The following is a 24,045-nucleotide window of genomic DNA, read 5'->3' as shown; positions in this document are numbered from 1 at the left end:
GGAGTGTGGGTTAGCGGCGGGTTCGGGCTAGGGCGGCGAGGGTTGCGCCTAGGGCGGTGAGGAGGGTGCCGAGGGTGAGGAGGATGGCTGGGGGGCCGCCGGTGGGGGGTAGCTCGGCTTGGTTCAGGGAGCGGAGGTCTTCGGCTGGTTGGGCGCCGACGGTGAACTTGACGGGTGCGGTGGTGGTGGCGCCGGTGGTGTCGGTTCGTTCGTAGGTGAGTTTGGCGGTGCCGGTGAACGCAGCCGCCGGGGTGAGGGTGATCGTCCCGTCAGGGGCGACCGTCCAGCGGCCGGAGGCATCGGTCACCTGCTTGGCGCAGGTGCCCGGGCCGGTCCGCAGGCAGACGGTGCTCGGGATGATCGCACCGCTGTCGTTGAGCAGCGGGTTCACGGCGACCGCGTTGCCTGGAGTGCCGGTCGCCGCGTCGGGCGTCGCCTTGGCGAGCAACGGTCCAGCGACGGTCACCTCAACCAGCGCCGTGTTGGAGGTGCCGTTGGCATCCGTGACTCGGTACGCGACCGATCGCGTCGTGCCGATGAAGTCCTTTGCCGGGGTGAACGTGACGGCACCGCCCGCTCCGACCGTGAAGGCACCCTCGTCCGCTACGGTCACCGCCTTCTTGTCCTTGCCGTCCGCCGCATCCCGCAGTACCACGGAACCCGGCACGAGCGGCGCGGACGGGTCTCCGGGCGTGTCGTTGCCCAGCACCTTGACGACAACCGCCGTACCGAACGCCGTCTGAGCGCTGTCGTCAACAATGACCGGCCGCACCGGCAGCACCGTCACGGTGATCGTCGCGCGGGCCGAGTTGCGGTTGCTGTCCTTCACTTCGTACGCCGCCGGCCGGGCGGTGCCCGTGAACGTCGCCACCGGGCTGAACGTCACCTTGCCCTTGGCAACGACGTACTCACCTTGGCCGGCGATCGTGACCTGGTCGACCAGTGCACCACCCGGGCCGACCAGCAGCACCGACGCCGGGTCAAGCGTGGCCCCCGGACCAGGCTTGTCGTTGGCGAGCGGGTCAAGCGTCACTGGCAGGTGCTGTTTCGTGCGAGCGGCGTCGGGAGCCGCGACCGGACGAGCCTGCACAGTAAGCGTCAGCGTCGCCGAGCCAGTCGTCCCGTTGCGGTCGGCCACCTGATACCTGACAGGAATCGCCACACCAGCGAACCCAGCCAGCGGTACGAACCCGATGCCGCCGGACGGCTGGACCGTGAACGTCCCCTCCCCCGCAACGGCCAGCGACGAGACCGAATCCCCGGTCGCCGGATCAACCAGCCGAACCTCGCCGCCGACGAGCGGCGCGGTCACATCACCCGGCTTGTCGTTCGCCAGCACGGCGACCGTCACCGCGGTCTCGTACGGCGTCGTCGCCGTGTCATCCGCGATCGTCGGAGTCACCGGCGTGACCGTCACCGCGACAGTCGAAGCGGCCGTGTTCCCACTCGTATCCGCGACCTGATAGGCGATCGAGACGACCCCGCTGAACGCCGGCGCCGGGTCGAACGTGATCTTCCCGGTGGTCGCGTTCACCGCGAACACGCCCTGCCCCGGAATCGCCGCCGTCCGCCCCCACCCGCGGGCGTCGAACACCTGGACCGAGGTCTTCTCGAGCTCGGCGCCCGTCCCCGGATCGTCGTTGGTGAGCGGGTCCACGGTCACAGTGACGTTCTGCGTGATCGTCGCGACATCAGCCGCCGCTGACGGCCCCTTGCCGACGGTGAGGAAGAGCAGGCCTTCCGCGGTGCTGCCGTTGTCGTCGGTGATCCGGTACGTCGTCGGCTTCGTCACGCCCTGGTAGCCCTTGACCGGCGTGAACGCCACCGTCCCGTCGTCGGCAGCGACATACGTGCCTTCACCCGGATGCGTGATCGTCTTGCGGTAGCCACCGGCCGGATCCTTCAGCACGAGGCTCGACCGGATCAGCGGCGCGGTCGGATCGCCCGGCTTGTCGTTGGCGAGCACGTTGACCGTGATCGGGTGGTCGTACGGCGTGATCGCCGAATCGTCCACGGTGACCGGCCAGACCGGCGTGACGGTCATGCTCAGCGTCGAGGCAGCGTAACTGCCGTTCGAGTCGGCGACCCTGTAGTTGATAGCCAACGCCTTGCCACGGAACGCCGGCAGCGGATCGAAGACGACGGCGCCGCTCGGCTGGACGGTGTAGGTGCCCTGCCACGCGACGGTCACCTTCTTGACGTACCCCGCGGTCCGGGCAGCCGGATCCAGCAGGCCGACCGACTGCGGGTCCAGCGTGGCGTCGGTCCCCGGGCTGTCGTTGGACAACAGATTCACGGTCACCGTGACGTCCTGCAGCGTCGACGCGGTGTCGGCAATCGCGACCGGCGGCCGGCCAACGGTGATCGACAGTCTCGCAGTGGTCAACGTTCCGTTGCTGTCGGCCACCTGATAGCTCAGCGGCGTACCAGGCCCGCGGAACGTCGCGCTCGGGTCGAACCTGACCACTCCCTCATCCGCCACGTAGACGCCCTCGTTCGCGATGGTGACCGTTGCCTTCGACAATCCGTCGGCCGGGTCCGTCAGCAGCAAGCTCCCCGGCACCAAAGGCGCGGTCGCATCACCCGGTTTGTCGTTCGCGAGCACCTTGACCGTGACTGTCTTGTCGTACGGCGTCGTCGCGGTGTCGTCGGCCGCCACCGGGGTGACCGGCGTGATCGTGACCGTGATCGTCGACCGAGCGGCCTGATCGAACCCGTCCGTGACCCGATAGGTCAGCGTGGTCGCCGTACCTGTGAAGCCCGGCAGCGGGTCGACGATGACGGTCCCGTCCGGCTTGACCTGATAGTCGCCCTGGCCCGGGATCTTCACCTGCTTCTTCAGCGAACCGTCGGCCGGGTCGAGGAGCGCCAGGCTGAGCGGGTCCAGTGCCGTGCCCCGCCCCGCGGTGTCGTTGGCGAGCGGGTCGATCGTCAGCGGGACGTTCTGCTTCCCGGTGGCGGCGTCGGGCTTGGCGGTCGGCGCGGCCGGCTTCGCGATCGTGACCGTCAGCGTCGCCGCGGCGAGCGTGCCGTTCACATCCGAGACGCGGTAGCCGATCGGTGCCGCGACGCCGGTGAACGTCGGCATCGGATCGACCGCGACCTCCCCCTCCGGGGTCACCGTGTACGTCGCCTCGCCGTTGACGACGACCGCGGTCTTCGGCTGCTGGGTCGTCGGATCGAGCAACTGCAGACTGGTCGGCACCAGCGGCACGGCCGGGTCACCGGCTTCGTCGTTCGCCAGCACCGACACCGTCACGGTCGTGTCGTACGCCGTACTCGCGGTGTCGTCCGAGGCGTCCGGCTGAACCTTGGTCACCTGCACGGTCAGCGTGGACTTCCCGATCGCTCCGTTGTCGTCAGCAACCTGATACGTGACCGGGGTCCCGCCTCCGCTGAAGGTCGGCAGCGGTTCGAACAGCACCTTGCCGTCGGGCTTGACGGTGTACTTGCCCTGCCCCGGCACCACCAGCGTCGTTCCCGGGTCCGTGGTCCGGCTCGGCGCCACCAGCCGCACGCTGTCCGGCCGAAGCACCGCACCGGTCGGGCCGGGTTTGTCGTTCTCGAGAACGGCGACGATCACCGCACCGCCCTGCAGCGTCGTGACCGTGTCCGGGTTCGCGACCGGCGGTCCGGGTGCATCGACGGAGACCGTGAGCTCGGCGCGCGCCGGCGTACCGTTCTTGTCGAGCACCTGGTAGGTCAGCGGCGTACCGACGCCCTGGAAGCCGCGCACCGGCCGGAAGGTCACCTTGCCGGCGGCAACCAGGTACGTCCCCTGCCGCGCCAGGGTGATCTTGTCGACCAGCTTCTGGCTGACCGGGTCGACGAGCCGCAGGCTGGCGGGATCGAGCGGCGCGTCTGGCGATCCGGGCAGGTCGTTGTCCAGCACGGGTACGACGGCGTCGGTGTCGAACGGGGTCGAGACGGAATCCCCGCTGGCGGTCGGCTTCACCGGCGTGACCGTGACCGTGAGCGTCGACTCGGCGGTCTGCTTGGTGCTGTCGGTGACGCGGTAGCCGATCGTCGTACCCACGCCGGTGAACTGCGGTGTCGGTACGAAGTCCACGCCGCCGTCCGGCTTCACGGCGTACTCGCCCTCGCCGGCGATCACCACCTTCTTCTTGAAGGTCGCGTCGGCCGGGTCACGGAGCACCACCGAGGCGGGAACGAGCTTCACGCCGGGCGCCGCGCGGTCGTTGGTCAGCGGCTTGAGCGGGATGCTGACGTTCTGCGGAGTGGTCGCGGTGTCAGGCGTGGCGACCGGGTGGGCCGGCAGCGCGACGGTCAGGGTCAGCTTCGCGGTCGCCATCGTTCCGTTGCTGTCGGCGACGCGGTAGGCGACGGGAGTGCCCGAGCCGACGAAGCCCGGCACCGGTTCGACGTGGATCTTGCTGTTCTGGGCGACGTACTTGGCCTGGCCGACGACGTTCACCATCACCACACAGTTCTTGCCGTCGACGAGGCACAGCGTCCCGGGCTTCAACGGCGTCCCCGGGTCACCCGGCTTGTCGTTGCCGAGGACATCGACCGTGATGCCGGTGTTGAACGCGGTGGTCGCAGTGTCATCCAGCAGGATCGGCGGTGGCGGCGGCGTGATCACCAGTGGGTGATCCTCGACCTCGCCGGCGTCGGACGGACCGGTCGGCTTGTCCACCTGCGCATCGGTGTAGCCGACCCGCACCCGCGCGTACGTCGCTCCCGCGCGTGGGCTCAGCTCCGACCAGTTGAGGGTGACGGCGCCTTGGCCGGAAGCGAACGCGGCGCAGGAGCGTTCGGCCGGGTCGAAGGTGCCGTCGTGGTCGAGGTCGATCCAGGCGCACGCCCGGCCGGCCGTCGAGGCGCCGGTGAGTTTCAGCTCGGCGGCGTAGGTGGTCGCTGTGGTGCGGAGCGGCTCGAAGGTGACGCCGTCGTCGGCCTGGTCCGGTGTGGTCGGGCCGGTGGTGCCGTTGGCGACGGTCATGTTGTCCTCAGTCGCGTCCTTGCCGAGTCGTACGTCGCTGAGCACGGACCAGGCGGCGCCGTACGACGCCGGGGCATCGCCGAAGTCCTCGCCCGTGGACGCGAGAATCGAGAAGGCGTCACCGGAGGACCCGGTGTTGAAGGCCGGGAGCTTCGGGTGCTGGGTGAAGAACGCGGTGACATCGAAGGTGATCGAGGTGGCGACGCCGTTCACCCGGACCGATCCACAGGCGGCAGTCGCGGAGGCGTCGGGGCCGGTGCCGGTCTTGGCGTTGACGCAGTTCGGGCCGGCGTCGTGGTTGGCCGCGGTGATCGTGTCACTGCTGACGGCGAGGTTATTGCCCTGGCCGACCTTGGTGAGGCTGAGGCCGGCGGTGGTGAGCTTGAGGATCGAGTGCAGCTCGGACTGGGCGGTCGGGGTGCCGCTCACGGTCTGGGTCACCGCGCCGCCGATGCCCGCGAGGTGTAGCACCGGGTTGCGCACCGGCCGGCTGAACGCGATCGTCACCGTGCCGCGGTCACCACAACTCCCAGTGGACGCACATGTGCCGGTGTTGACGATCAGATCCTGCGCGGGCGTGGTCGTGGCGAGCGCGGGTTGGTAGGTGGTCGGCCCGGTCCCGCGGACGCCGACCGTGGTCGCATCCCCCAGCTCAGTCTGCCCGGTCACCGTGATTGTCTGCTTCAGCCCCGACCCCGGCATGGTTGCCGTCGCGCTGTCACCTTGGGTGAAAGGTGCCGAGGGCACCTGATAGCCGGCCGCCTCCGGCGGCCGGACGGCGGAGGAGGTGGAGAGGAAGGCGAGGCCGAGCGCGAGCGCCGCGCACAGCCCGCGCTGCGCGCGGCCGCCTCGGGCCGGCCGATGGCCGGGTCGTGTCGCCCGCATGAAGTGCCGCCCTCCCGAGCAATCACGTTGCCGCATGCATCGGCCGCGGGGCGGGCGGGCCTGCGTAGAGGTAACGGTCTACGCAGACCCAATGTTACGGGACAATCACTCTCCGAGGTCGAAGATCCGAACCTTTCCGGCGCTGTGTCGCAGCACGGCCAGCCGGTCCAGCGCGGGTGACACGGTCCCGTCGCGGGCATCGGCGTACAACCAGCGAACGCCGTACTCGTCGCGCAGCCGCCGCAGCACGTCCGCGGTCGGCGCCGCGAGTGCCTGGTTGGTGAGGGCGACGCGGTCGGGCCACGGCGACGGCTGCTCGGTGTAGCGCCGGCCGCCGACACCCTGCGCGGCCATCGCCTGGTTCGTGTACGCCCAGCCTTCGATCAGTGTCCGGCGACCGGCGATGCCGCTGACCAGATACCCGCGCGCGTCACACCCCGGCGTCTGCGGGCCTGCCGGCCGGCACCACGTATTGGCAGCGACCACATCGGTCGGCGCGGAATTCTTTCCGAGCCACAACGCCGCCGTCGCCTCATCGGGATACACCCACCACCGGGCCGCCCGGTACGTCGGCGCCTTCTCGGTATCCCCATGCACCGCGCTCTGCAGGAACGAACTGAGCGGCGCCGTCGCCAGCAGCACCAGTACGACGAGCAGCCCGCCACCCGCCTGCCGGAGAAACAGCCGCCACACCACCAGCAGCACAATCGTCAACGCGAGTACGACGAGGAGCACGCGCGTACTCAGCCAGAGTTGACGGCCCGGTGACGCGGCCGGCACACCTCTCGCCCACACCAGTAGAACGGCGTACACGAGGGAGAGGACGAACGCAGTCACTGCTATCGGGACAGGCCTAGCGGCGGCGCGGACACTCGTCGCCGCGAACCAGCCCGCACCCGCCAAGCTGAACGGCGCGGTGGTGTAGATGAAGTAGGACTCGCTCACGGACGGATGGTCGATCAGGAGGTATCCCGCCCAGCCGGCGATCATCGCGCCGAGCAGGAACCACGCGACCGGATCCCGGCGGCCGGCGACTCCGAAGCCGACCAACGCCATCGCCTGCTGGGTGAGCAGCAAACCCAGCAGCAGCGTGAGCGTCCCGATCACCGCGCCATGCGCCAGGGCCGGCAAGATCAGACCACCCTCGCCCGGTGGGGTCGCATCGTGAGTCGCGGCCGTGTAGACCGGAAGCGACTTCAGCACCGCGAGGAACTGCAGCCCCGATCCATTGGTGCTCCCGGCAACCGTCACCAGCGTTGCGGCACCCACCGCGACCAGCGACGCCGCCGTCGCGACCAGCCGCCACGGCACCCGCCGGGTCGTCACCAGCAGGTACACCGCGGCCAGCCCGACCGCCGCGGCCAGCAGCGGCAGCACTGTGGGCTTCGACCCACCGCCGACGATCGCGACCGCGATGGTGGCCACCCACAACCAGCCCCGCGCGTTCCTGAACAACAACTCGATCAGGAACACCGCTGCCGTCACACCGGCGACCAGCCCGAAGGTCTGCGACGGGCTGAGGAAGCTGACCGGCGGCGCCAGATTCACACTCGTGTCGACGAACAGGTACAGCTGCGGCGCCGCCAGCGCGAGGGCCGCGAGTACGCCGGTCCACCAGGTCCGACTGACGATCCGCGCCAGCGTCGCGCACACCAGCAGCGCGACCACGAGCCACGGAAGCAGCCACAGCCGGAACAGCACGACCATCGGTGTCAGCCGGGTGATGTCCACCGCCGCGGCCATGTCGGCGTTCGCGAACCAGTGGTACTCCAGCCGCTCCCCCGCCACCTGCGGTAGCTCCGGCGGCACCGACCGGGTCAGCTCCTGCACCATCGACAGGTGGTAAAGCAGGTCCGGGTAGTACGCCGATCCGTTCGGCGGCATCGGGTGGTACGCCATCACGCCGAGGGTGGCCGCGCCGAGCACGACCGCCGACGAGACGGCCAGTCCCCAGGTCCAGGCGGCCGGCAACGGCTTGGGATCCGCGATCCGCCAGCAATCCCGTCGTACGAAAGCGAAGGCGATCAGCACCAACGCCGGCCAGACGATCAGCCAACGCTGCCAGCCGAGGGCGGTGAAGATCGCCCAGCCGATCAGCTGCCAGGTCGCGCCGACCACGGCGCCGAGACCGAGATCCTCCGCCCAGTTGCCGGTACTACGCCAGGCCGCGCGGAGCAGGAGGGTGCCGGGCAGTGCGATCGCGAATGCGAAGTAGCCGGCGTACTTGAGGATCGGGCCGGGGCCGACATCGACCGACGCGAGCCCGGCGGCCGCGACCAGCAACGGCAGCAGCCACGGGAGCAACCGCCTCATCTGTGGTGGACCGGTTCCTGATGCCCTTGGTCTTCGAGGCTGTCGTACCCGACGAGGAACTGCGGCCGCCGCTGGCTGGACTGGAACAACCGGGCCACGTACTCACCCAGCACACCGAGACACAACAGCTGGATCGCGCCGATCACGCTGACCGCGAGCACTGTCGACGTCCAGCCCGGGACGCCGCGACCGGTCAGCTTGATGACGAGCGCGCCGATGACGAACAGCGCGGACATCCCGCCGCCGAGCAGCCCGAGCCAGGTCGCGAGCCGCAGCGGCGCGGCCGAGAACGCGGTCACGCTGTCGAACGCGAGCCGCAGCATCTTGGAGAGGTTGTACTTCGTCGTCCCGGCGGCCCGCTCGGCGCGAACGTACTTCACCTCGGTGCTCGGGAACCCCAGCCAGGGGATCACCAACCGGAACACCCGGCCGTCCTCCGGCAGTGCGTTGACCGCGTCGACCACTCGGCGCGAGACCAGGCGGAAGTCGGCCGCGTCGAACGGGATGTTCTTGCCGACCAGGCGGCACATCAGCCGGTAGTACAGCCGGGCCGTCGTCCGCTTCGCCCACGAATCACTCGAGCGGTCCGAGCGAACGCCGTACACGACATCGACGTCCTGTGCACGCACGGTCTCCAGGAACTCGGCGATGACCTCGGGCGGGTCCTGGAGATCGGCGTCGATCGTGACGACGTACCGACCGCGGGCGCGCCGGAAGCCGGCCGACTGAGCGGCTTGATGACCGCTGTTCCGCAGGAGTCTGACGACGCGGAGCTGGGCCCAGTCCTTGGCGGCTTCGAGCAGCAGCGCGGCGGTCTTGTCCCGGCTGCCGTCGTCGACGACGAGCACCTCGTAGCTGATGCCGAGACTGTCGAGCAGCGGGCGCATCCGGTCGAAGAAGATCGGCAGCACGTCCTCCTCGTCGTACATCGGTACGACGACGGAGAGCTCGGGGTCCCGCATCGGCTGCCTTCCGGTTCAGTGGACTGAGGGTTGACCTTACTGGTCCGGCGAGATGGCAACCGCTCCGGTGCGGCGCGGGTCGCCGACCGCGAGCAAGCCGTCGGCCGGGTCCCAGAAGGCGGCCGCGACGCCGCCGAAGTACATCGAGTGCGGCGGCATCGGCCGGGTCGGTAGCGAGGTCGAGCCGGACACCGGCAGGTCGTCCTCGTAGTCGACGACCACGTCTTCGCGGACGCGGACGTGCAGCCGCGGATGCTCGACCGCCTCGCGCAGCGGCAACCCGCCATGCGTGTAGAGCGCGTAGACCTGGGCCAGCGCGGTCGGGATCCGGTCCGAACCCGGTGAGCTGATCGCGAGGACCGCGCCGTCACTCTCGCGGCGCGCGACGCTCGGTGCCATGTTCGAGGTGAGCCGAGTGCCTGGCGCCAGGCTGTGCGGGCCGCCGTGCAGCAGCTCCTGCTCGCCGAGGGCGTTGTTGAGCCAGATCCCGGTGCCTGGCGTCAGTACGCCCGAGCCATAGCCGGACGACACCGTGATCGCGCAGGCATCGCCTTCGTCGTCGACCACCGAGACAGTCGCCGTACTCGGCGAGGTCAATGCCCGCAGATCGCCGGCCGCGGCGAGGTCCAAAAGCTTCCTGCCCTCCAGCTGTCGCTGATCCTCCGCGTCCAGCTCCGCCAGCCGCCGCCCGAGTACGGCGTGCTGCACCTCGACGAGCCGCTCGATCTCGGACTGCCGCCAGCTGCCGTCCGCCGGCACGCCGTCGAGCAACGCCAGCATCGCCGCGACCGCGACGCCGCCGACGGCCGGCGGCGGGTTGGTCGCCAGTCGCCAGCCGTTCTGCCGGACCATCAGCGCCGGTCGTACGACGGCCTCGTACGCGGCCAGGTCTTGCGCGGTGAGGATGCCGTCGTTCTGGGCCATGTCATGGATCAGGAGCTGGGCGAGCTCGCCGGTGTACAGGGTCTCGGCGCCATCGCGGGCGATCAGCTCGAGCGCCTCGGCCAGCTCGGGGATCACGACCGTGGTGCCGGCCTTGATCACCGAACCGTCGTCGGAGTGCACGACGCCGTGGCTCGGCTGGTGCCAGCCGAAGATGATCTCGTGGGTGAAGCCCAGGTAGTAGCCCGAGGTCCGGCTCAGCGGGAACCCGTTGCGGGCGACATCGATCGCGGGCTGGACGACCTCGCGCCAGGGCGCCTTCCCGGACCGTTGGTGGGCCAGGTCGAGCGCCTTCATCCCGCCGGGCGTCGCCACGGACCCGTGGCCGACGGTGGTCGTCGTACCGCCGCCGTAGTCGGTAGTGACGTCCCAGACGCCCTGGCCGAACCGCTCGGTGGGCAGGCCGCGGCCGGGCATCTCCACCCAGCCGTCGATGGTGACCGCGTCGCCGCCGGCCACCTGCAGGGTGACGAAACCGCCTGAGGCCGGCGAGACCACGCCGATCTCGTTCACCATCGTCACCAGCGTGGCCGCGATCGCCGCGTCCACCGCGTTCCCACCTTCGGCCGCGACCCGCACACCCGCATCCGCCGCGGCCTTGTTCGGCGCAGCAACCGCCACCCGCGGGTGACCGGCGCTCATCGCACTGCCCGCCGCAAGCGCGCCGCCGCGCCCGTGCTCATGGGACTAGCCGACCCGCTGGACGGCGCCGAAGCGATCGACGGCCACCTGGACCGCGGCCTGCCGCACGTCGGCGACCTCGTTCTCCTTCAGCGTGCGGTCCGGTGCACGGAACCGGAGCGCGAACGCGAGCGACTTCTTTCCCTCGCCGATCTGCTCACCGGTGTACAGGTCGAAGAGCCGGATCGACTCCAGCAGCCCGCCCGCACCCTCGACCAGCGCCGCCTGCACGTCCGCCGCGGCCACGTCGGCCGGGACGATCAGCGCCACGTCCTCCTTGGCCACCGGGTACGACGAGAAAGGCTCGGCCGTGATCGACTCCGGACCGGCGGCGATCAGCGCATCGAGGTCGAGCTCGACCGCACTCGACCGCGCGGGCAGACCGAATGCCTGGCAGACCTTCGGATGCAGCTCGCCGGCCTGACCGACCACCTTGCCGTCGACGGAGAACTCCGCACACCGGCCCGGGTGCCACGGCGCCAGCTCCACGTTCTTCACGACCGGCTCGACGCCGACCGACGCGGCGATCATCCGGGCGAGCTGGACCGCATCGGACCAGCCGGCCGGACGGCCCTTGCCCCACCAACCGGTCGGGGTCGCCGACCCGGTCAGCACCACACCGACGTGCAGCGGCTGCTCGGGCAGAGCGTCGTCCAGGGACTGGACCTCGGCGTCACTCGGGCGCTGCGCGACCGACAGCAGCGGCGCGGGCTTCGGGTCCGGCTTCGGGTGGAAGACCAGGCCGGTCTGGAAGATCGCCAGGTCGGCGGCGCCGCGGCCGACGTTGCGCTCGGCGGTCCGGAGCAGGGTCGCGAGCAGCGTGGTCTGCATCGACGGCTCTTCGTCGGACAACGGGTTGACCAGCTTGACCGTCGTACGGCGAGAGTCGTCGGCGGGCAGCCCCATCGCGTCGAAGTCGGCCTCGCCGGTGAACGGGTACGACACGACCTCGGTCAGGCCGGCCCCGACCAGCGCGGTCGCGATCCGGCGGCGGCGACGCTGCGACACCGTCAGGCCCTGACCACCCGGAGCAGTCGGCAGGATCGACGGAACGTTGTCGAACCCGAACAGCCGAATAGCCTCCTCGGCAAAGTCGTTGGGATCCCGCAGATCCGGCCGCCACGACGGCGGAGTCACAGTCAGCAGATCGTCGCCGGCGAGTGTCGAAGTCTCTCCAGCAACAACCAGAGCCGGAGCATGCGCACCCGCTGCCAGCGGCGCCGCGATCGCATCCGACGCGGCCGGCGCAACCTTGCAACCAACCGATTCGAGGTGGCGGATCGTCTCCTCGATCGAGATCGGTGCTCCGGCGACGCGGGCGGCGTGGTCGGCTCGGATGGTGACCGGCTCGGGCAGGGCGTGGGTGTCGATGACGGTCTCGTCCGGCTGGATGGTGCCGCCGGCCAGGTCGGCGAGCAGGTCGGCGACCCGCTGGGCGGCGTACCGCGGCAGCAGCGGGTCGACCTCGCGCTCGAACCGCCGGGACGCCTCCGACGACAGCTTGTGCCGTCGCGACGCACGGGCGATCACGATCGGATCGAAGTGCGCGGCCTCGATCACCACGTCGGTGGTCGCGTCGGAGATCTCGGTGGACGCACCACCCATGACTCCCGCGACACCGATCGGGCCGGAGTCGTCGGTGATCAGCAAGTCCTCGGTGTCCAGCTCGCGGGTCTGGTCGTCCAGCGTCATCAGCTTCTCGCCGGCGGTCGCCCGCCGTACGACGATCTCGCCGCTCAGCCGGTCCTTGTCGTACCCGTGGATCGGCTGGCCGAGCTCGAGCATCACGTAGTTCGTCACGTCGACGCCGATCGAGATCGGCCGCATCCCGGCCGCGAGCAGCCGCTTCTGCATCCACCGCGGCGACAGCGCCTTCGCGTCGATACCGGTCACCGTGCGGGTGACGAACACGCTGCAGCCCTCGGCATCGTCGACGCGCACCGGGTAGCCCCCGTCGCCCGAGCCGGTCAGCGTCAGGCCGGCCGGGTCCTTCAGCGGAACGCCGTACGCCGTGGCCGCCTCGCGCGCCACGCCACGGATGGACAGGCAGTAGCCCCGGTCCGGCGTGACCGCGATGTCGAGGACGTCGTCGCGCAACGAGAGCAGCTCGATCGCGTCGTCACCGGGCGTGGCCTCACCCGGCTCCAGTACGACGATGCCGTGCGTACCGTCGTCGCCGAGGCCGAGCTCCGTGCTGGAGCAGATCATGCCGTTGGAGACGTGGCCGTAGGTCTTGCGCGCCGAGATCGCGAACCCGCCCGGGAGCACCGCGCCGGGCAGCACGACGACCACGAGGTCGCCGACCGCGAAGTTGTTCGCACCGCAGACAACCCACTGCGGCTCGTCCTTGCCGATGTCGAGCGAGCACCAGCGGATGGTCTTGCCATTCTTCTGCGGCTCGTCCTCGAACGTGAGCACCTTGCCGACCACGAGCGGGCCGGTCAGGTCCGACTCCTCGACGGTCTCGACCTCGAGGCCGGCCCGGATCAGCTTCTCCGCGACACCACGGCCGGTCACCTCGGCCGGCAGGTCGACGTACTCACGAAGCCATGACAGTGGGACCCGCATCAGATCTCCATCCCGAACTGGCGGCTGAACCGCACGTCACCCTCGACCATGTCCCGCATGTCCTCGACGCCGTTGCGGAACATCAGCGTCCGCTCCAGCCCCATCCCGAAGGCGAAGCCCGAGTACCGGTCGGTGTCGATGCCGCAGGCCCGCAGGACGCGCGGGTTCACCACGCCGCAGCCGCCCCACTCGATCCAGCCCTCGCTGCCACAGGTGCGGCACGGGCGGTCCGGGTTGCCGACGGACGCGCCGCGGCAGACGAAGCACTTCAGGTCCACCTCGGCCGACGGCTCGGTGAAGGGGAAGAAGTTCGGCCGCAGCCGGGCCTCCAGGCCTTCGCCGAACATCGAGACGACGAAGTGGTCGAGCGTGCCCTTCAGGTGCGCGAGCGTGATGCCCTCGTCCACCACCAGGCCCTCGACCTGGTAGAAGACCGGCGTGTGGGTCGCGTCCAGCTCGTCGGTGCGGAACACGCGGCCCGGGCAGATCACGTAGATCGGGGGCTTGCGGGTCAGCATCGAGCGGGCCTGCACCGGGGACGTGTGCGTGCGCAGCACCTTGCCGGAGCCGGCCGGCTCGACGAAGAAGGTGTCCTGCATCTGCCGGGCCGGGTGGTCGGGCTGGAAGTTCAGGGCGTCGAAGTTCAGCCATTCGGACTCGACCTCTGGGCCTTCGGCGACGTCCCAGCCGAGCGCGGTGAACACGTCCGCGACCTGCTCGGAAATCAGCGAGAGCGGGTGCCGCGCGCCGAGCTCGGGGGTGTGCCACGGCAGCGACACGTCGACCCGCTCGGTGGCGAGCATCCGCTCCTCGTGCTCGGCCTCGAGAACGGCGAGGCGGCCCGAGAAGGCCTCGTTGATGGCCTTGCGGGCCGCACCGATCCGCTGTCCGGCCTCCTTGCGACCCTGCGGGGGCAGCGCGCCGATCTCCCGGTTGGCCAGCGCGATCGGCGACTTCTCGCCGAGATGCGCGACCTTCGCCTCCTGCAGGGCGGCCAGATCGACCGCCCCGGTAAACGCCTTCAGCGCCTCGTCGCGGCTCCGCTCCAGCTCTTCGGCATGCAGCGGCGTCACTTCGACCGGGTCGTAATCAGTGTTGGGACCGGACATGGCTCGCTCTCGGGTTCGGAACTTCTGCGGATTGCAGTCTAGGAACCAGAACACCGAGAGCGTGAATCGGCTGTCCACAACCTGTGGACTCAGCCGTTTCAGTGCACCACGTCATTCACCGCTGGGACAGCGTCAGCCGCCTGCTCCGCGGCCTGCCGACGGGGCAGAACTACCAACGCCACCACCGCACCGGCCAGCGCCCCGATGCACCCGACCGTCATCGAGATCGACATGGCGTCGGTGAAGGCGGTGCGGGCCGGAGCCAGGAAATCCGGGCCGAGCGCGAGCGTGTCCGCGATCGACTTACGGGCTGGTTCGGGAACGGAGTCCGGCAGCGACGAGGAGTACGCCGCAGCCAGCACACTGCCCAGTACGGCGACCGACAACGCGGCACCCGCTTGCTGAACGGTGTCGTTCATCGCGGATCCGACCCCGCGATGCTCGGGCGGCACGGCCTGCATCAGGTGTGTGTACGCCGCCGGACCGGCCAGACCACCGCCGACACCCATGACCAGCAGGCCGATGATCAGCAGGCCGTACCCACTCGAGTCGGAGACCTGCGTCAGGATGCCGAAGCTGCCGGCGATGATCGCCAGACCGATCACGATCAGCGCGCGATCCGCCATCTTCTTCCCGAGGGTCGCCCCAAGTGCGTTGAACACCGTCGCGGCAACGGCGTACGGAATCAGCGCCAGGCCGGCCTTCAGCGGGGTGTACCCGAGCACGAACTGCAGGTACTGCGTCAGGGCCAGCAGCAACCCACCGGCGGTGAAGGACAAGAGGACGATCGAGAAGCTCGTACCACTGAAGTTCCGGTCCCGGAACAGCGCGAGCGGCACCATCGGATGCTCACTCCGCTTCTCCCACAGGGCGAACCCGGTCAGCCCGGCCACGCCGACGGCCAACCCACCCACCACCTTCGCCGAGCCGAGTCCGTCGGCCGGGATCGAGATGATCGCCCAGACGATCGCGGCCATACCGATGATCGAGAGCACCGCACCACCCGGATCGACGTTCCGCGCCGGGCCCTTCGACTCGGGGATCATGGCCAGCGTTCCGATGATCGCGAGTACGGCGATGGGCACGTTCAGCCAGAAGATCGAGCCCCACCAGAAGTGGTTCAGCAGTACGCCGCCGACCGTCGGACCGGCGACCACGCCGACCATCGCCACCATCGACCAGCCGGCCATCGCCTTGCGCTGCTCCTCCGGCGGGAACACCGTGAACAGCAGCGACAGCGTGCTCGGCATCAGCAGCGAGCCGCCGACACCCATCAGCCCGCGGCAGGCGATCAGCTGCCACGGGTTCTGGGCCAGCGTCGCGAGCAGCGAGGCCGCACCGAAGATCACCAGTCCGAGCAGCAGCATCTTCCGCCGCCCGAACCGGTCGGACAGGCTGCCCGCGGTCAGCAGCAGCCCGGCGAACGCCAGGATGTAGGCGTCGATCACCCACTGGATGTCCGCGGGGGTCGCGTCCAGGTCCCGCATCAGGGACGGGATGGCCAGGTTGAGCACGGTGTTGTCGACGACGAGAACCATCAGACTCAGGCACAGGATCAGCAGGATCCACCAGCGGCGGGGATGGCCGGTCGCTGATGAATGAGAAGCAGGGGACTCGAACGGTGTACTAGTCACTCGCACACTGTACGACGAACTCGCACAGTGTTCCAGTGGATTAGCTAGGATGGGGTCATGGAGTCGATCTGGAGCAAGTCCCGGGCCGCTGCGCCCGCCCGCGAGACGCTGACCCGGGAGCAGATCGTCCAGACCGCGATGACCACCCTCGACGCCGAAGGTCTGGCCGGGTTGAGCATGCGGAAGCTGGCCGCCAAGCTCGATGCGGGCGCGACCAGCCTCTACTGGCACGTTCCCACCAAGGACGATCTGATCGACCTGCTGATCGACGAGATCTGGGGCGAGATCGACGTACCGGACCCGGAGCTGGCCGGCTGGCGCAGCGGGGCGATGCTGTTCGGCCACAGCCTGCGTGCGGCCGTACTCCGGCACCCCTGGCTGCCCGAGGTGATGTACACCAGGCCGAGCGTCGGACCGAAGGCGATGACGCTCGGCGCGCGCGGCCTGGTGCTGTTCGGCGCGGCCGGATTCTCCGGCCGGGACGTCGACTTCGCGATGGGCAGCGTGATGTCCTACGTGCTCGGCACCGCGAGCTCCGAGGTCGCGACCCGCGAGATGGCCAGGAGGGCGGGCCAGTCCCTGAACCAGATGGCGGGCGAGCTGTTGCAGCAGGCTGAAGTCCTCACCGCCGACCTCCCCGACATGCAGGAATCGGTCCGGCGACGGGCCGACCGGGACATCAACACGACATTCAACGAGTCCTTCGTCTTCGGCCTCGACACGCTGCTCGACGGTCTCGAGGCGCGCCTCAAGAAGTGAGCCCGAACCACGGTTCCTTGCCGAGTTCGGTCACGAGCACCTCGCGGTCGCCGGGATCCGTGACCAGCTCCGTGAGCTCCTCCGCCCGGCGGCGCTCAGCTCGCGCCTGAGCTGTTGAGCCGGTCGCCGCGAGGGCACGCGCGAGGGCTTCCCGGGCGAACGGCTCGTCCCAATCGTCCATCTGATCCGGATGGTCCTGGACGAGTTGCAGACAACGCCGTGCGTGCTCCAGGCCCAGGTCGGCGCGGCCGATCCGGAGCGCGACCCGGGCGATCAGGTGTTCGCCGCGGGCGTGGTTCGCCTCGTTCCCGGCTTCGAGCCAGTGCAGGCAGGCGGCGTACGCGCCGTACAGAACGCGTTCCTGGTCGAGGAGCGGGCTGGTCTCGTCGATCTGCTCGAGCAGGTCCCAGGTCTCGTTGTTCAGCTCGACACCGAAGTACCGGTGCAGTTCGCGGCCCTCGACCAGTTCGGTGGCCACCTTCTCCATCAGCTCCGGCCAGCTGGCCAGGCCGTACTCGCGGGCGATGGTCAACTGCGCGTCCCGCAGCGTGAACGCTTCTTCGCTGTAGGCGGGGTGATGGGTGCGGGCTCGCTCGATCGCGTCCGGGCGGCCCTTGGTCACGGCCTTGCGGAGATCCTTCGCCCGCGCGCGCAGCTGACTGAGGCTGGCTTTGGCGGGCAGCGGTGTGGTCGACATCGACGGTCCTTCCAGGGCAGCCCGCTCCGCTGAATCAGGCCGTCCCGAAGGGTTCACCGGCCGTCATGGATCTTGCTTTTTTTCCAGGTGCACTCGGTGCTTGCCGCGGAGAGGAGGCGCCCTGGCGCGCGCTGAGCCAACGCTGACATGCGGCCCGTCGGGCCGTCAACTATGGCGCTGTGATGGCAGGTGGATCGGGTTGGTCCACGCGCGGCCGCCGGAGGCGTCCTCGACGGTGACTCGGCAATGGGTGCCGCGGAACATGGTCACCGAGAGCGAGCACTCGTTCAGCTCGGTGCCCTGGGCAACCTCTGCACCGGGAGTGCCGCCGCTCAGCAGTACCTTTGTCGCGGGCGAGCAACGGACGACTATCACGTCACCTTCGATACGTACGTCGTGCAACTCGGGCCCGGTGCTCGAGTAGAAGTGGCCGGCCTTGAGCGCCTGCACCAGAGCGTCCGGTTCGAGTACCGCGGCGCGGACGTGGACCCACGCCTGGCACGGAGGCGGGTCCTGGGGTTGCAGGTGCGCGTCATCTGCGGCGTACGTCGTCAGTCGGTGACCGCGGTTCAGCAGGACATCGGTGAGGTGCCAACTGTCGCCACGGTTCTCCCGGTCGGCCAGCGCGTTGTAGACCTCGACCGAGTGGGCCGCGTCCAGACTCTCGGCGTCGATCGCCGTCAGCAGCGAGGCCGAGGGGTGGGCCATCCCGACGAATGCCCCCGCCGCCCGCGCCCGCCGCGCCAGCTGAGGCCCCGTCTCCGCTTCCGTCGGCGGCCGGAAATCCAGCGGCAACCCGACCGCCACAATGTGCCACGACTGGCCCACCTCGGTCCGCGGTGCGTGCAGCTCAGCCCCCAGCAGCGTGGTGAACCCGTCCGACCGCAACTCCCGCGTATCCGTCATCGGAAACCCGTACTCCGGCCGAAAGTGATCGGTGATCGCCAGGAAGTCGTACCCGGCCTCCCGATACACCTGGGCGGTCTCCGCAGGCGGCAACGCGCCGTCCGAGCGGTCCGAGTGCGTGTGCAGGTTCCCGCGCCAGAAGCGTCCCGGCACGTCGAACGGCAGCTCCGTCACCGGCGCTGCGCCCGGGCCGAGGCGTACAGGCAGACCGCGGCGGCGGTGGCGAGGTTGAGGGACTCGGCGCGGCCGTAGATCGGGACCTTCACCGAGTGGTCGACGATCGCGTTGATGTCGTCGGGGAGGCCGTGTGCCTCGTTGCCGAACAACCAGATGGTGGGTTTCGCGAGGGTGCCGTTGTCGATACAGGTATCCAGGTCAGTGGCGCCGTACCCATCGGCGGCGAGCACCTGCAGGCCCTGCTCATGCCAAGTCTGTACGGCGGTGACGATGTCGACGTCCGTGGTGACCGGCACGTGGAAGATGCTGCCGACGCTGGCCCGGACCGCCTTCGGGTTGTGCGGGTCGACGGACTCCGACGACAGTACGACGGCATCGGCGCCGGCCGCGTCCGCGGTCCGGATCAGGGTGCCGACGTTCCCGGGGTCACGGACCTGGACCCCGGCCGCGACCAGTTTCACGGTGGGTCCGAGCGCGAGCGGCACATCCACCAGAGAGCACACGGCGACGACACCCTGGGAGGTGACCGTCTCGCTGAGCGCCTCGACGGCGGCACGGTTGACCTCGAACCAGGGCACGCCGGCGGCCGCGGCGAGGTCGTGGAGATCGCGGTGCCGGGTGGCGACGGCCGGTTCGGCGTACACCTCGATGACGAGTTCGCGGTGTTCGAGAGCCTCGCGGACCGCCTGGGGTCCTTCGACGAGGAAGCGGCCGGACTTGCGCCGGAACGCACGAGTGGCGAGCCGCCGGGCCTGCTTGATCCGCACGGACTGTGCGGTCAGCAGACCAGGGCTCGCCACTTGGGAGTGCTTACTGAAGGGGTGGTGCTCAGGCCGCGGAGACGTCGGACTTCGGCGCGTTCACGTCGGTCGGCAGGGCGGCCTTGGCCACCTGCACGAGCGCGGAGAACGCGGCCGGGTCGTTGACGGCCAGGTCGGCGAGGATCTTGCGGTCGACCTCGACCTCGGCCAGCCGCAGGCCCTGGATGAACCGGTTGTAGGTCAGGTCCTCGGCGCGGACCGCGGCGTTGATCCGCTGGATCCACAGCTTGCGGAAGTCACCCTTGCGCGCCTTGCGGTCCCGGTAGGCGTAGACGAGCGAGTGGGTGACCTGCTCCTTGGCCTTGCGGTACAGCCGCGAGCGCTGGCCGCGGTAACCGCTGGCCTGCTCGAGTACGACCCGGCGCTTCTTGTGGGCGTTGACTGCCCGCTTCACGCGTGCCATGAGGTGTTACTCCTTGTATTTCTGCGCCGGAGACGGACTGCGCCCACTCGGCGGGGATGTTCGGGGGAAGGGCGGGATGAAGGCCCGGAGACAGCGAGCCTCAGAGACCGAGGAGCTTCTTGGCCTTCTTCACATGCGTCGGCGCGACCTCGACGGTGCCGGAAAGGCGGCGCTTGCGCTTGGTCGACTTCGCCTCGGCGAGGTGACGCTTGCCGGTCTGCTCGCGGCGCAGCTTGCCCGAGCCCGTGATCCGGACACGCTTCTTCATCCCCGAGTGGGTCTTCATCTTCGGCATGGCTATGTACTCCTGGTTTCTTTCGTTGACTCGATCGGGTGACGGCTCCGGCCTGACGACCGGAGCGACACATCACTCCGGATCGAGGTTGTCTGCCGGACCCTTCGGCTTCTTCGTTGCTCCGGCGGCCCGCTCAGCCTCGTGCTGCTTCAGCTGCTCGGCCCGCTCCAGCCGCTCGGCCTCCTGCTCGGCCTCGTGCTCGGCCTGCTTCTTGGCCTTCTCGGCTTCCACGTCTACGCGCGCCTCGGACTTCTTCTTGTGCGGTCCGAGCACCATGATCATGTTCCGGCCGTCCTGACGCGGCGACGACTCGACGAAGCCGAGCTCGCTGACGTCTTCGGCCAGCCGCTGCAGCAGCCGGAACCCCAGCTCGGGGCGGGACTGCTCACGACCGCGGAACATGATGGTGATCTTGACCTTGTCCCCGGCACGCAGGAACCGAACGACGTGACCCTTCTTGGTCTCGTAGTCGTGCGGGTCGATCTTCGGCCGCAGCTTCATCTCTTTGATGACGGTGTTGGTCTGGTTCCGGCGGGACTCGCGCGCCTTCTGCGCGGTCTCGTACTTGTACTTGCCGAAATCCATCAGCTTGCAGACCGGCGGACGTGCCGTGGCCGCAACCTCGACCAGGTCGAGATCAGCTTCCTGTGCCAACCGAAGTGCGTCTTCGATCCGGACGATGCCTACCTGCTCACCGTTCGGTCCGACCAGTCGCACCTCGGGAACGCGGATGCGCTCGTTGACGCGCAGTTCAATGGTGATGGGTCCTCCTGGGTTGTCCTCGTACTGGTGCCACCTCGTGATCACCGACAGCCCCTGGAAAACACGAGGGCCCTCGTGCGATCACACGAAGGCCCAATTCCCAGATCGACGACGCCCCAACCCCTCCGGGTGGTACGCCGTACGATCGCTTCGATTCTCCGGATGTCCTCCAGAATCTCTCAGCGTGACCGGGACCCGCCGACTCTTCATCGACTGGGTGGGAGGTGGCCCTCCGCTTGGACTTGAACCACTGGAGTCCCTCGAGTATTCCGCTCAGGGGTCACCAGCGGACCAGGTCGGTCGCCGTGCAAGAGTAGCAGCATGAACGACTCAGGTGCCACTTCGCAGCCGGACCGCTCCGATCAGCCGGCGGCCGCGGACGCCGACCACCCAGCTGCCGCGGACGAGGGCCGCCCGGACCCGCTGTCCACAGTCTCCCGCGACATCGCCGACGTACCCAGCGTAGAGATCATCTCGACCGCGGCCCTGCACCTGATGAGCGCGGCAGCCGTCAACCTCGGCCTGGCCGAGGACCTCCCCGACCACCAAGACCTCGACGAAGCCCGCTCCCTCATCGACGCCCTGGCCGGCCTCCTCGACGCCGCCGCCCCCTCCCTCGGCCACCACCACGCCGCCCCCCTCCGCGACGGCCTCCGCTCCCTCCAATTGGCCTTCAAGGAATCCAGCTCCGTCCCGGACGAGCCAGGCCAAGGCCCCGGCGAGAAATACACCGGCGCAGTCCACCCCACCGCGGCACGCAGGTAGCCCACCCACGCGCGCTTCATCGACAACCCGTGGACCCCGGGCGAGCGATTGACCTCACTCCCACCGCATCGACGCTGGATTCCAAGTGCCCTCCGCCGTTCCCCCGAGGATTGGCTCCATGCATCTGGCGACGGTTTCCAGGGCGGAGTCGATCGTCCGGAGTTCAGGGGTCAGCATGGTTCCGGACGCGGTGCGCGCGTACCCGGCTTCCCAGTGCTCGCTCGGAGCCACGAGCTTGTGTGGGAGGTTGAGCTCACGCCGCTTGGCCTCGTCGTTCAGCGCTTCCGTCGCTCTCATCGCGTCGATCGCCTCGTGGGTAACGATGATGACCAGGTCCACCAGGTCGCGGTAACGCGTCGAGGGCTGGTCCCGGTTCGGACCGTACAGCCCATACATCGCGCAGAGCTTGTCGGCAATCTGCTCGGCGAGTGGGTAGAGAACGAACTCCGGCAGCGGGTCGCAGCCCGGTAGCTCGACAACCGGCCGCGGACGCCGACGCTCGACCGGCTCCGCGATCCGTTGATTCAGCGACAGGTCTATCGGAAACCGGCCGTACTCAGTGACGCCGAGATAGGCGGACACTTTCACCTGTGCCACAACGTGGTCCACACCTTGGCCTCCACCGAGGCGTGGCTCCGCCTGCTCAAATCCCAGCAGATCGCCGGCTGGCGCGATTGCAGCTCGACGACGTAGATCCGCGACCGCGTCGACCAGCTGTCCTTCGGGGTCCGGGTAGAGGAGGTCGATGTCGTTACTGTGTCGTGCGTCTGGCACCCGAACCAGCAGTCCGGTGCCTCCCTTGAGGACCCAGCCCGTCTCCGCATCGGCGAACACGCGAGCGAGAAATCGCTGCAGCAGAAACTGTCGTCGGACTTCTTCCATTGTTCGGGTCCGATGCGCCTTGGCCTCAGCCTTGATCCGTGCCTCGACGCCGGCGCGGAAAGCTGCCGCGTTGCGATACGGCTGATCTCTCATCCGGCGGCTCTCCGGAGCGCCTCGAGGGTCTCGTTCAGCTGAGCAAGGTTGCGCTGCGTGCTGGGCTTGGACAGAGCCTCGAGCATCTTGCGCACGTCGGAGCTGGCCAGCTTCTCTGCGAGTTCTCGGAGGTCCGCATCCGAGAAGGCGGCCCGCGACATCGACGTCAAGAGGTCTGCAGCGTCCAGCATTGATTGAGGGATCCCGGCCTCGTCCAGAAAGCGCTCGATGAGAGCGTCGCCGTCGCCGAGACGCCCGCCGTACTGATGGGCGAAAGGCCTGAGCGCCGTACTGAGCTCGCGCAGATCGACAGCAGAGGTCGCGATGGCGTCGCGAACGACGCCGGCCAGGTGTCCCCCATCGACATGGTCCGTGGCCAGATCCACGATAGTTGTCAGCACAGTTGTCGTCGGGAGGCCGTCGACGACTCGCCAGGAGTTCGGATCGATCCCGCCACTCCTGCGCCGGATCTGCACGTCCGCCCGCCGCGTTTGCTTGCGCCCCTGAACGATGAACTGATGTCTGTCCGCGCTCATGTCGCCTAGACGGTGCACGCGAGCAGCTGCGCTATGCGAGACGACAGCGTCGATCGGCTCGGAAACCAGCCGCTCCGCCGCGAGACGCCCAGGGTCGAGCGCCAGCCAAGCGGCCCGCAGTTCGTCACGGGGGTCGTATGAGCTCCCTGCGACCTTGTAGACGCCATGGCTCAGACGAGTCAGCGCACCCTCGTTCGCCCAGCGAGCCATCGTCTGTGTCGACGCCCCCACGCCGCCAGCCTGGGCCGTCGTCACAAGACCCCACTGCTCACTCGCAAGGCCAGCCAGATCCAGGAGAGACACCTCGAACCTCCTTCTCAATACTGCAAAAGTATACACTTGCGCCTACTTTTGCAGTACGTGGGTGCCGAAGGTGCATGGAACCGCGAGCACACCGACCGGCAGGGAGTTGGTGAGGTCGTTTGCGGCGTCAAAGGCGCAGCGCATATCCCGTGGACGGGTTCAGGGGGTTCTGTGACGCTGCCTGCACGGGTCCGGGTGAATCGAGGTGGATGTGCGGAGTGCGGTTTTGAATGTGACGTTTGATTGTGGGGATGCTGCGGGGCTGGCGCGGTTTTGGAGTGGGGTTACGCGGTGGCCGGCGTCGCTGGTGGAGATGCCGGGGAATCCGTTTTGGCTTGTTGCGCACGATGAGGACGAAGGCGTGCGTCTGGTGTTCGTCGAGGTGTCCGAGGCGAAGGCTGTGAAGAACCGGATTCACCTTGATCTCCTGCCTGCGGAGGGGTCGCAGGAGGAGGAAGTTGCCAGGCTGGTGGGGTTGGGGGCGCGGATCCTTGACGACCGGCGGGAGTCGACTCCTGGGGGCTGGGTCGTGATGGCGGATCCGGAAGGCAACGAGTTCTGCCTCGAGCGGGGCGAGTGACCTCGGGCC

At 68.9% G+C, this 24,045-nt stretch carries 18 protein-coding genes; 3 read left to right on the top strand and 15 right to left on the bottom strand.

Features of this window, described 5'->3' with window-relative positions:
* Positions 1 to 10 precede the first annotated feature (10 nt).
* The 7 genes from AB0E63_RS14715 to AB0E63_RS14685 all read right to left on the bottom strand — a co-directional run bounded on the left by AB0E63_RS14715 (position 11) and on the right by AB0E63_RS14685 (position 16,057).
* The gene (locus AB0E63_RS14715; protein ID WP_360365526.1) at positions 11 to 5,848 is read right to left on the bottom strand and encodes a tandem-95 repeat protein; all 5,838 of its coding nucleotides are present in this window, start codon (positions 5,846 to 5,848) and stop codon (positions 11 to 13) included.
* A 105-nt stretch (positions 5,849 to 5,953) separates the two neighbouring features.
* Entirely contained in the window at positions 5,954 to 8,161 is a 2,208-nt protein-coding gene (locus AB0E63_RS14710) for a hypothetical protein (protein ID WP_360365525.1), read from the bottom strand.
* Positions 8,158 to 9,123, bottom strand: coding sequence for a glycosyltransferase family 2 protein (locus AB0E63_RS14705; RefSeq protein WP_360365523.1), 966 nt, complete (start codon positions 9,121 to 9,123; stop codon positions 8,158 to 8,160). Before AB0E63_RS14705 ends, AB0E63_RS14710 begins: the two co-directional genes overlap by 4 nt.
* Before the next feature lie 36 nt (positions 9,124 to 9,159).
* The gene (locus AB0E63_RS14700) at positions 9,160 to 10,707 is read right to left on the bottom strand and encodes a gamma-glutamyltransferase (protein ID WP_360365521.1); all 1,548 of its coding nucleotides are present in this window, start codon (positions 10,705 to 10,707) and stop codon (positions 9,160 to 9,162) included.
* Positions 10,708 to 10,752: 45 nt separating this feature from the next.
* The gene (pheT, locus tag AB0E63_RS14695) at positions 10,753 to 13,314 is read right to left on the bottom strand and encodes a phenylalanine--tRNA ligase subunit beta (RefSeq protein WP_360365520.1); all 2,562 of its coding nucleotides are present in this window, start codon (positions 13,312 to 13,314) and stop codon (positions 10,753 to 10,755) included.
* Positions 13,314 to 14,423, bottom strand: a complete 1,110-nt coding sequence (pheS, locus tag AB0E63_RS14690) for a phenylalanine--tRNA ligase subunit alpha (RefSeq protein WP_360365518.1) — start codon at positions 14,421 to 14,423, stop codon at positions 13,314 to 13,316. Before pheS ends, pheT begins: the two co-directional genes overlap by 1 nt.
* Positions 14,424 to 14,521: 98 nt before the next feature.
* Positions 14,522 to 16,057: an MFS transporter gene (locus AB0E63_RS14685; RefSeq protein ID WP_360365517.1), complete on the bottom strand. Its 1,536-nt coding sequence runs from the start codon at positions 16,055 to 16,057 to the stop codon at positions 14,522 to 14,524.
* Between the two features lie 57 nt (positions 16,058 to 16,114).
* Here AB0E63_RS14685 and AB0E63_RS14680 point away from each other — a divergent pair, with 57 nt between their 5' ends.
* Entirely contained in the window at positions 16,115 to 16,816 is a 702-nt protein-coding gene (locus AB0E63_RS14680; protein ID WP_360365515.1) for a TetR/AcrR family transcriptional regulator C-terminal domain-containing protein, read from the top strand.
* Here the strand turns inward: AB0E63_RS14680 and AB0E63_RS14675 are convergent.
* The 6 genes from AB0E63_RS14675 to infC form a co-directional block, all read right to left on the bottom strand.
* Positions 16,806 to 17,513 carry a hypothetical protein gene (locus AB0E63_RS14675; RefSeq protein ID WP_360365513.1) on the bottom strand — a complete coding sequence of 236 codons (708 nt, stop codon included), beginning with the start codon at positions 17,511 to 17,513 and terminating at the stop codon, positions 16,806 to 16,808. The two genes, AB0E63_RS14680 and AB0E63_RS14675, sit on opposite strands and share 11 nt — an antisense overlap.
* A 165-nt stretch (positions 17,514 to 17,678) precedes the next feature.
* The gene (locus AB0E63_RS14670; RefSeq protein WP_360365511.1) at positions 17,679 to 18,593 is read right to left on the bottom strand and encodes a CehA/McbA family metallohydrolase; all 915 of its coding nucleotides are present in this window, start codon (positions 18,591 to 18,593) and stop codon (positions 17,679 to 17,681) included.
* On the bottom strand, positions 18,590 to 19,396 hold the full coding sequence (locus AB0E63_RS14665) for an RNA methyltransferase (RefSeq protein WP_360365509.1): 807 nt from the start codon (positions 19,394 to 19,396) through the stop codon (positions 18,590 to 18,592). The genes AB0E63_RS14670 and AB0E63_RS14665 overlap by 4 nt, the downstream gene beginning before the upstream one ends.
* A gap of 28 nt (positions 19,397 to 19,424) precedes the next feature.
* Positions 19,425 to 19,820, bottom strand: coding sequence for a 50S ribosomal protein L20 (gene rplT, locus AB0E63_RS14660; protein WP_360365507.1), 396 nt, complete (start codon positions 19,818 to 19,820; stop codon positions 19,425 to 19,427).
* A gap of 100 nt (positions 19,821 to 19,920) precedes the next feature.
* On the bottom strand, positions 19,921 to 20,115 hold the full coding sequence (rpmI, locus tag AB0E63_RS14655; RefSeq protein ID WP_360365505.1) for a 50S ribosomal protein L35: 195 nt from the start codon (positions 20,113 to 20,115) through the stop codon (positions 19,921 to 19,923).
* Between the two features lie 72 nt (positions 20,116 to 20,187).
* Positions 20,188 to 20,922, bottom strand: a complete 735-nt coding sequence (infC, locus tag AB0E63_RS14650; protein WP_360365503.1) for a translation initiation factor IF-3 — start codon at positions 20,920 to 20,922, stop codon at positions 20,188 to 20,190.
* A gap of 276 nt (positions 20,923 to 21,198) precedes the next feature.
* On the opposite strand from infC, the gene AB0E63_RS14645 reads away from it, so the two are divergent.
* Complete coding sequence (locus AB0E63_RS14645; protein WP_360365501.1) at positions 21,199 to 21,642, top strand: DUF1844 domain-containing protein; 444 nt, start codon at positions 21,199 to 21,201, stop codon at positions 21,640 to 21,642.
* Positions 21,643 to 21,696: 54 nt separating this feature from the next.
* Here the strand turns inward: AB0E63_RS14645 and AB0E63_RS14640 are convergent, their stop codons facing one another.
* Positions 21,697 to 22,617, bottom strand: a complete 921-nt coding sequence (locus tag AB0E63_RS14640) for a nucleotidyl transferase AbiEii/AbiGii toxin family protein (protein WP_360365499.1) — start codon at positions 22,615 to 22,617, stop codon at positions 21,697 to 21,699.
* On the bottom strand, positions 22,614 to 23,456 hold the full coding sequence (locus AB0E63_RS14635; protein WP_360365497.1) for a type IV toxin-antitoxin system AbiEi family antitoxin domain-containing protein: 843 nt from the start codon (positions 23,454 to 23,456) through the stop codon (positions 22,614 to 22,616). Before AB0E63_RS14635 ends, AB0E63_RS14640 begins: the two co-directional genes overlap by 4 nt.
* A gap of 205 nt (positions 23,457 to 23,661) precedes the next feature.
* Between AB0E63_RS14635 and AB0E63_RS14630 the strand changes: the two genes are divergently transcribed.
* Positions 23,662 to 24,036, top strand: coding sequence for a VOC family protein (locus AB0E63_RS14630; protein ID WP_360365495.1), 375 nt, complete (start codon positions 23,662 to 23,664; stop codon positions 24,034 to 24,036).
* The last annotated feature ends 9 nt before the right edge of the window (positions 24,037 to 24,045 follow it).

The organism is Kribbella sp. NPDC026596, from assembly GCF_040638415.1.
Lineage (GTDB): Bacteria > Actinomycetota > Actinomycetes > Propionibacteriales > Kribbellaceae > Kribbella.
The sequence above is the reverse complement of the archived record's forward strand: the minus strand, read 5'-3'. Positions and strand labels throughout refer to the sequence as shown.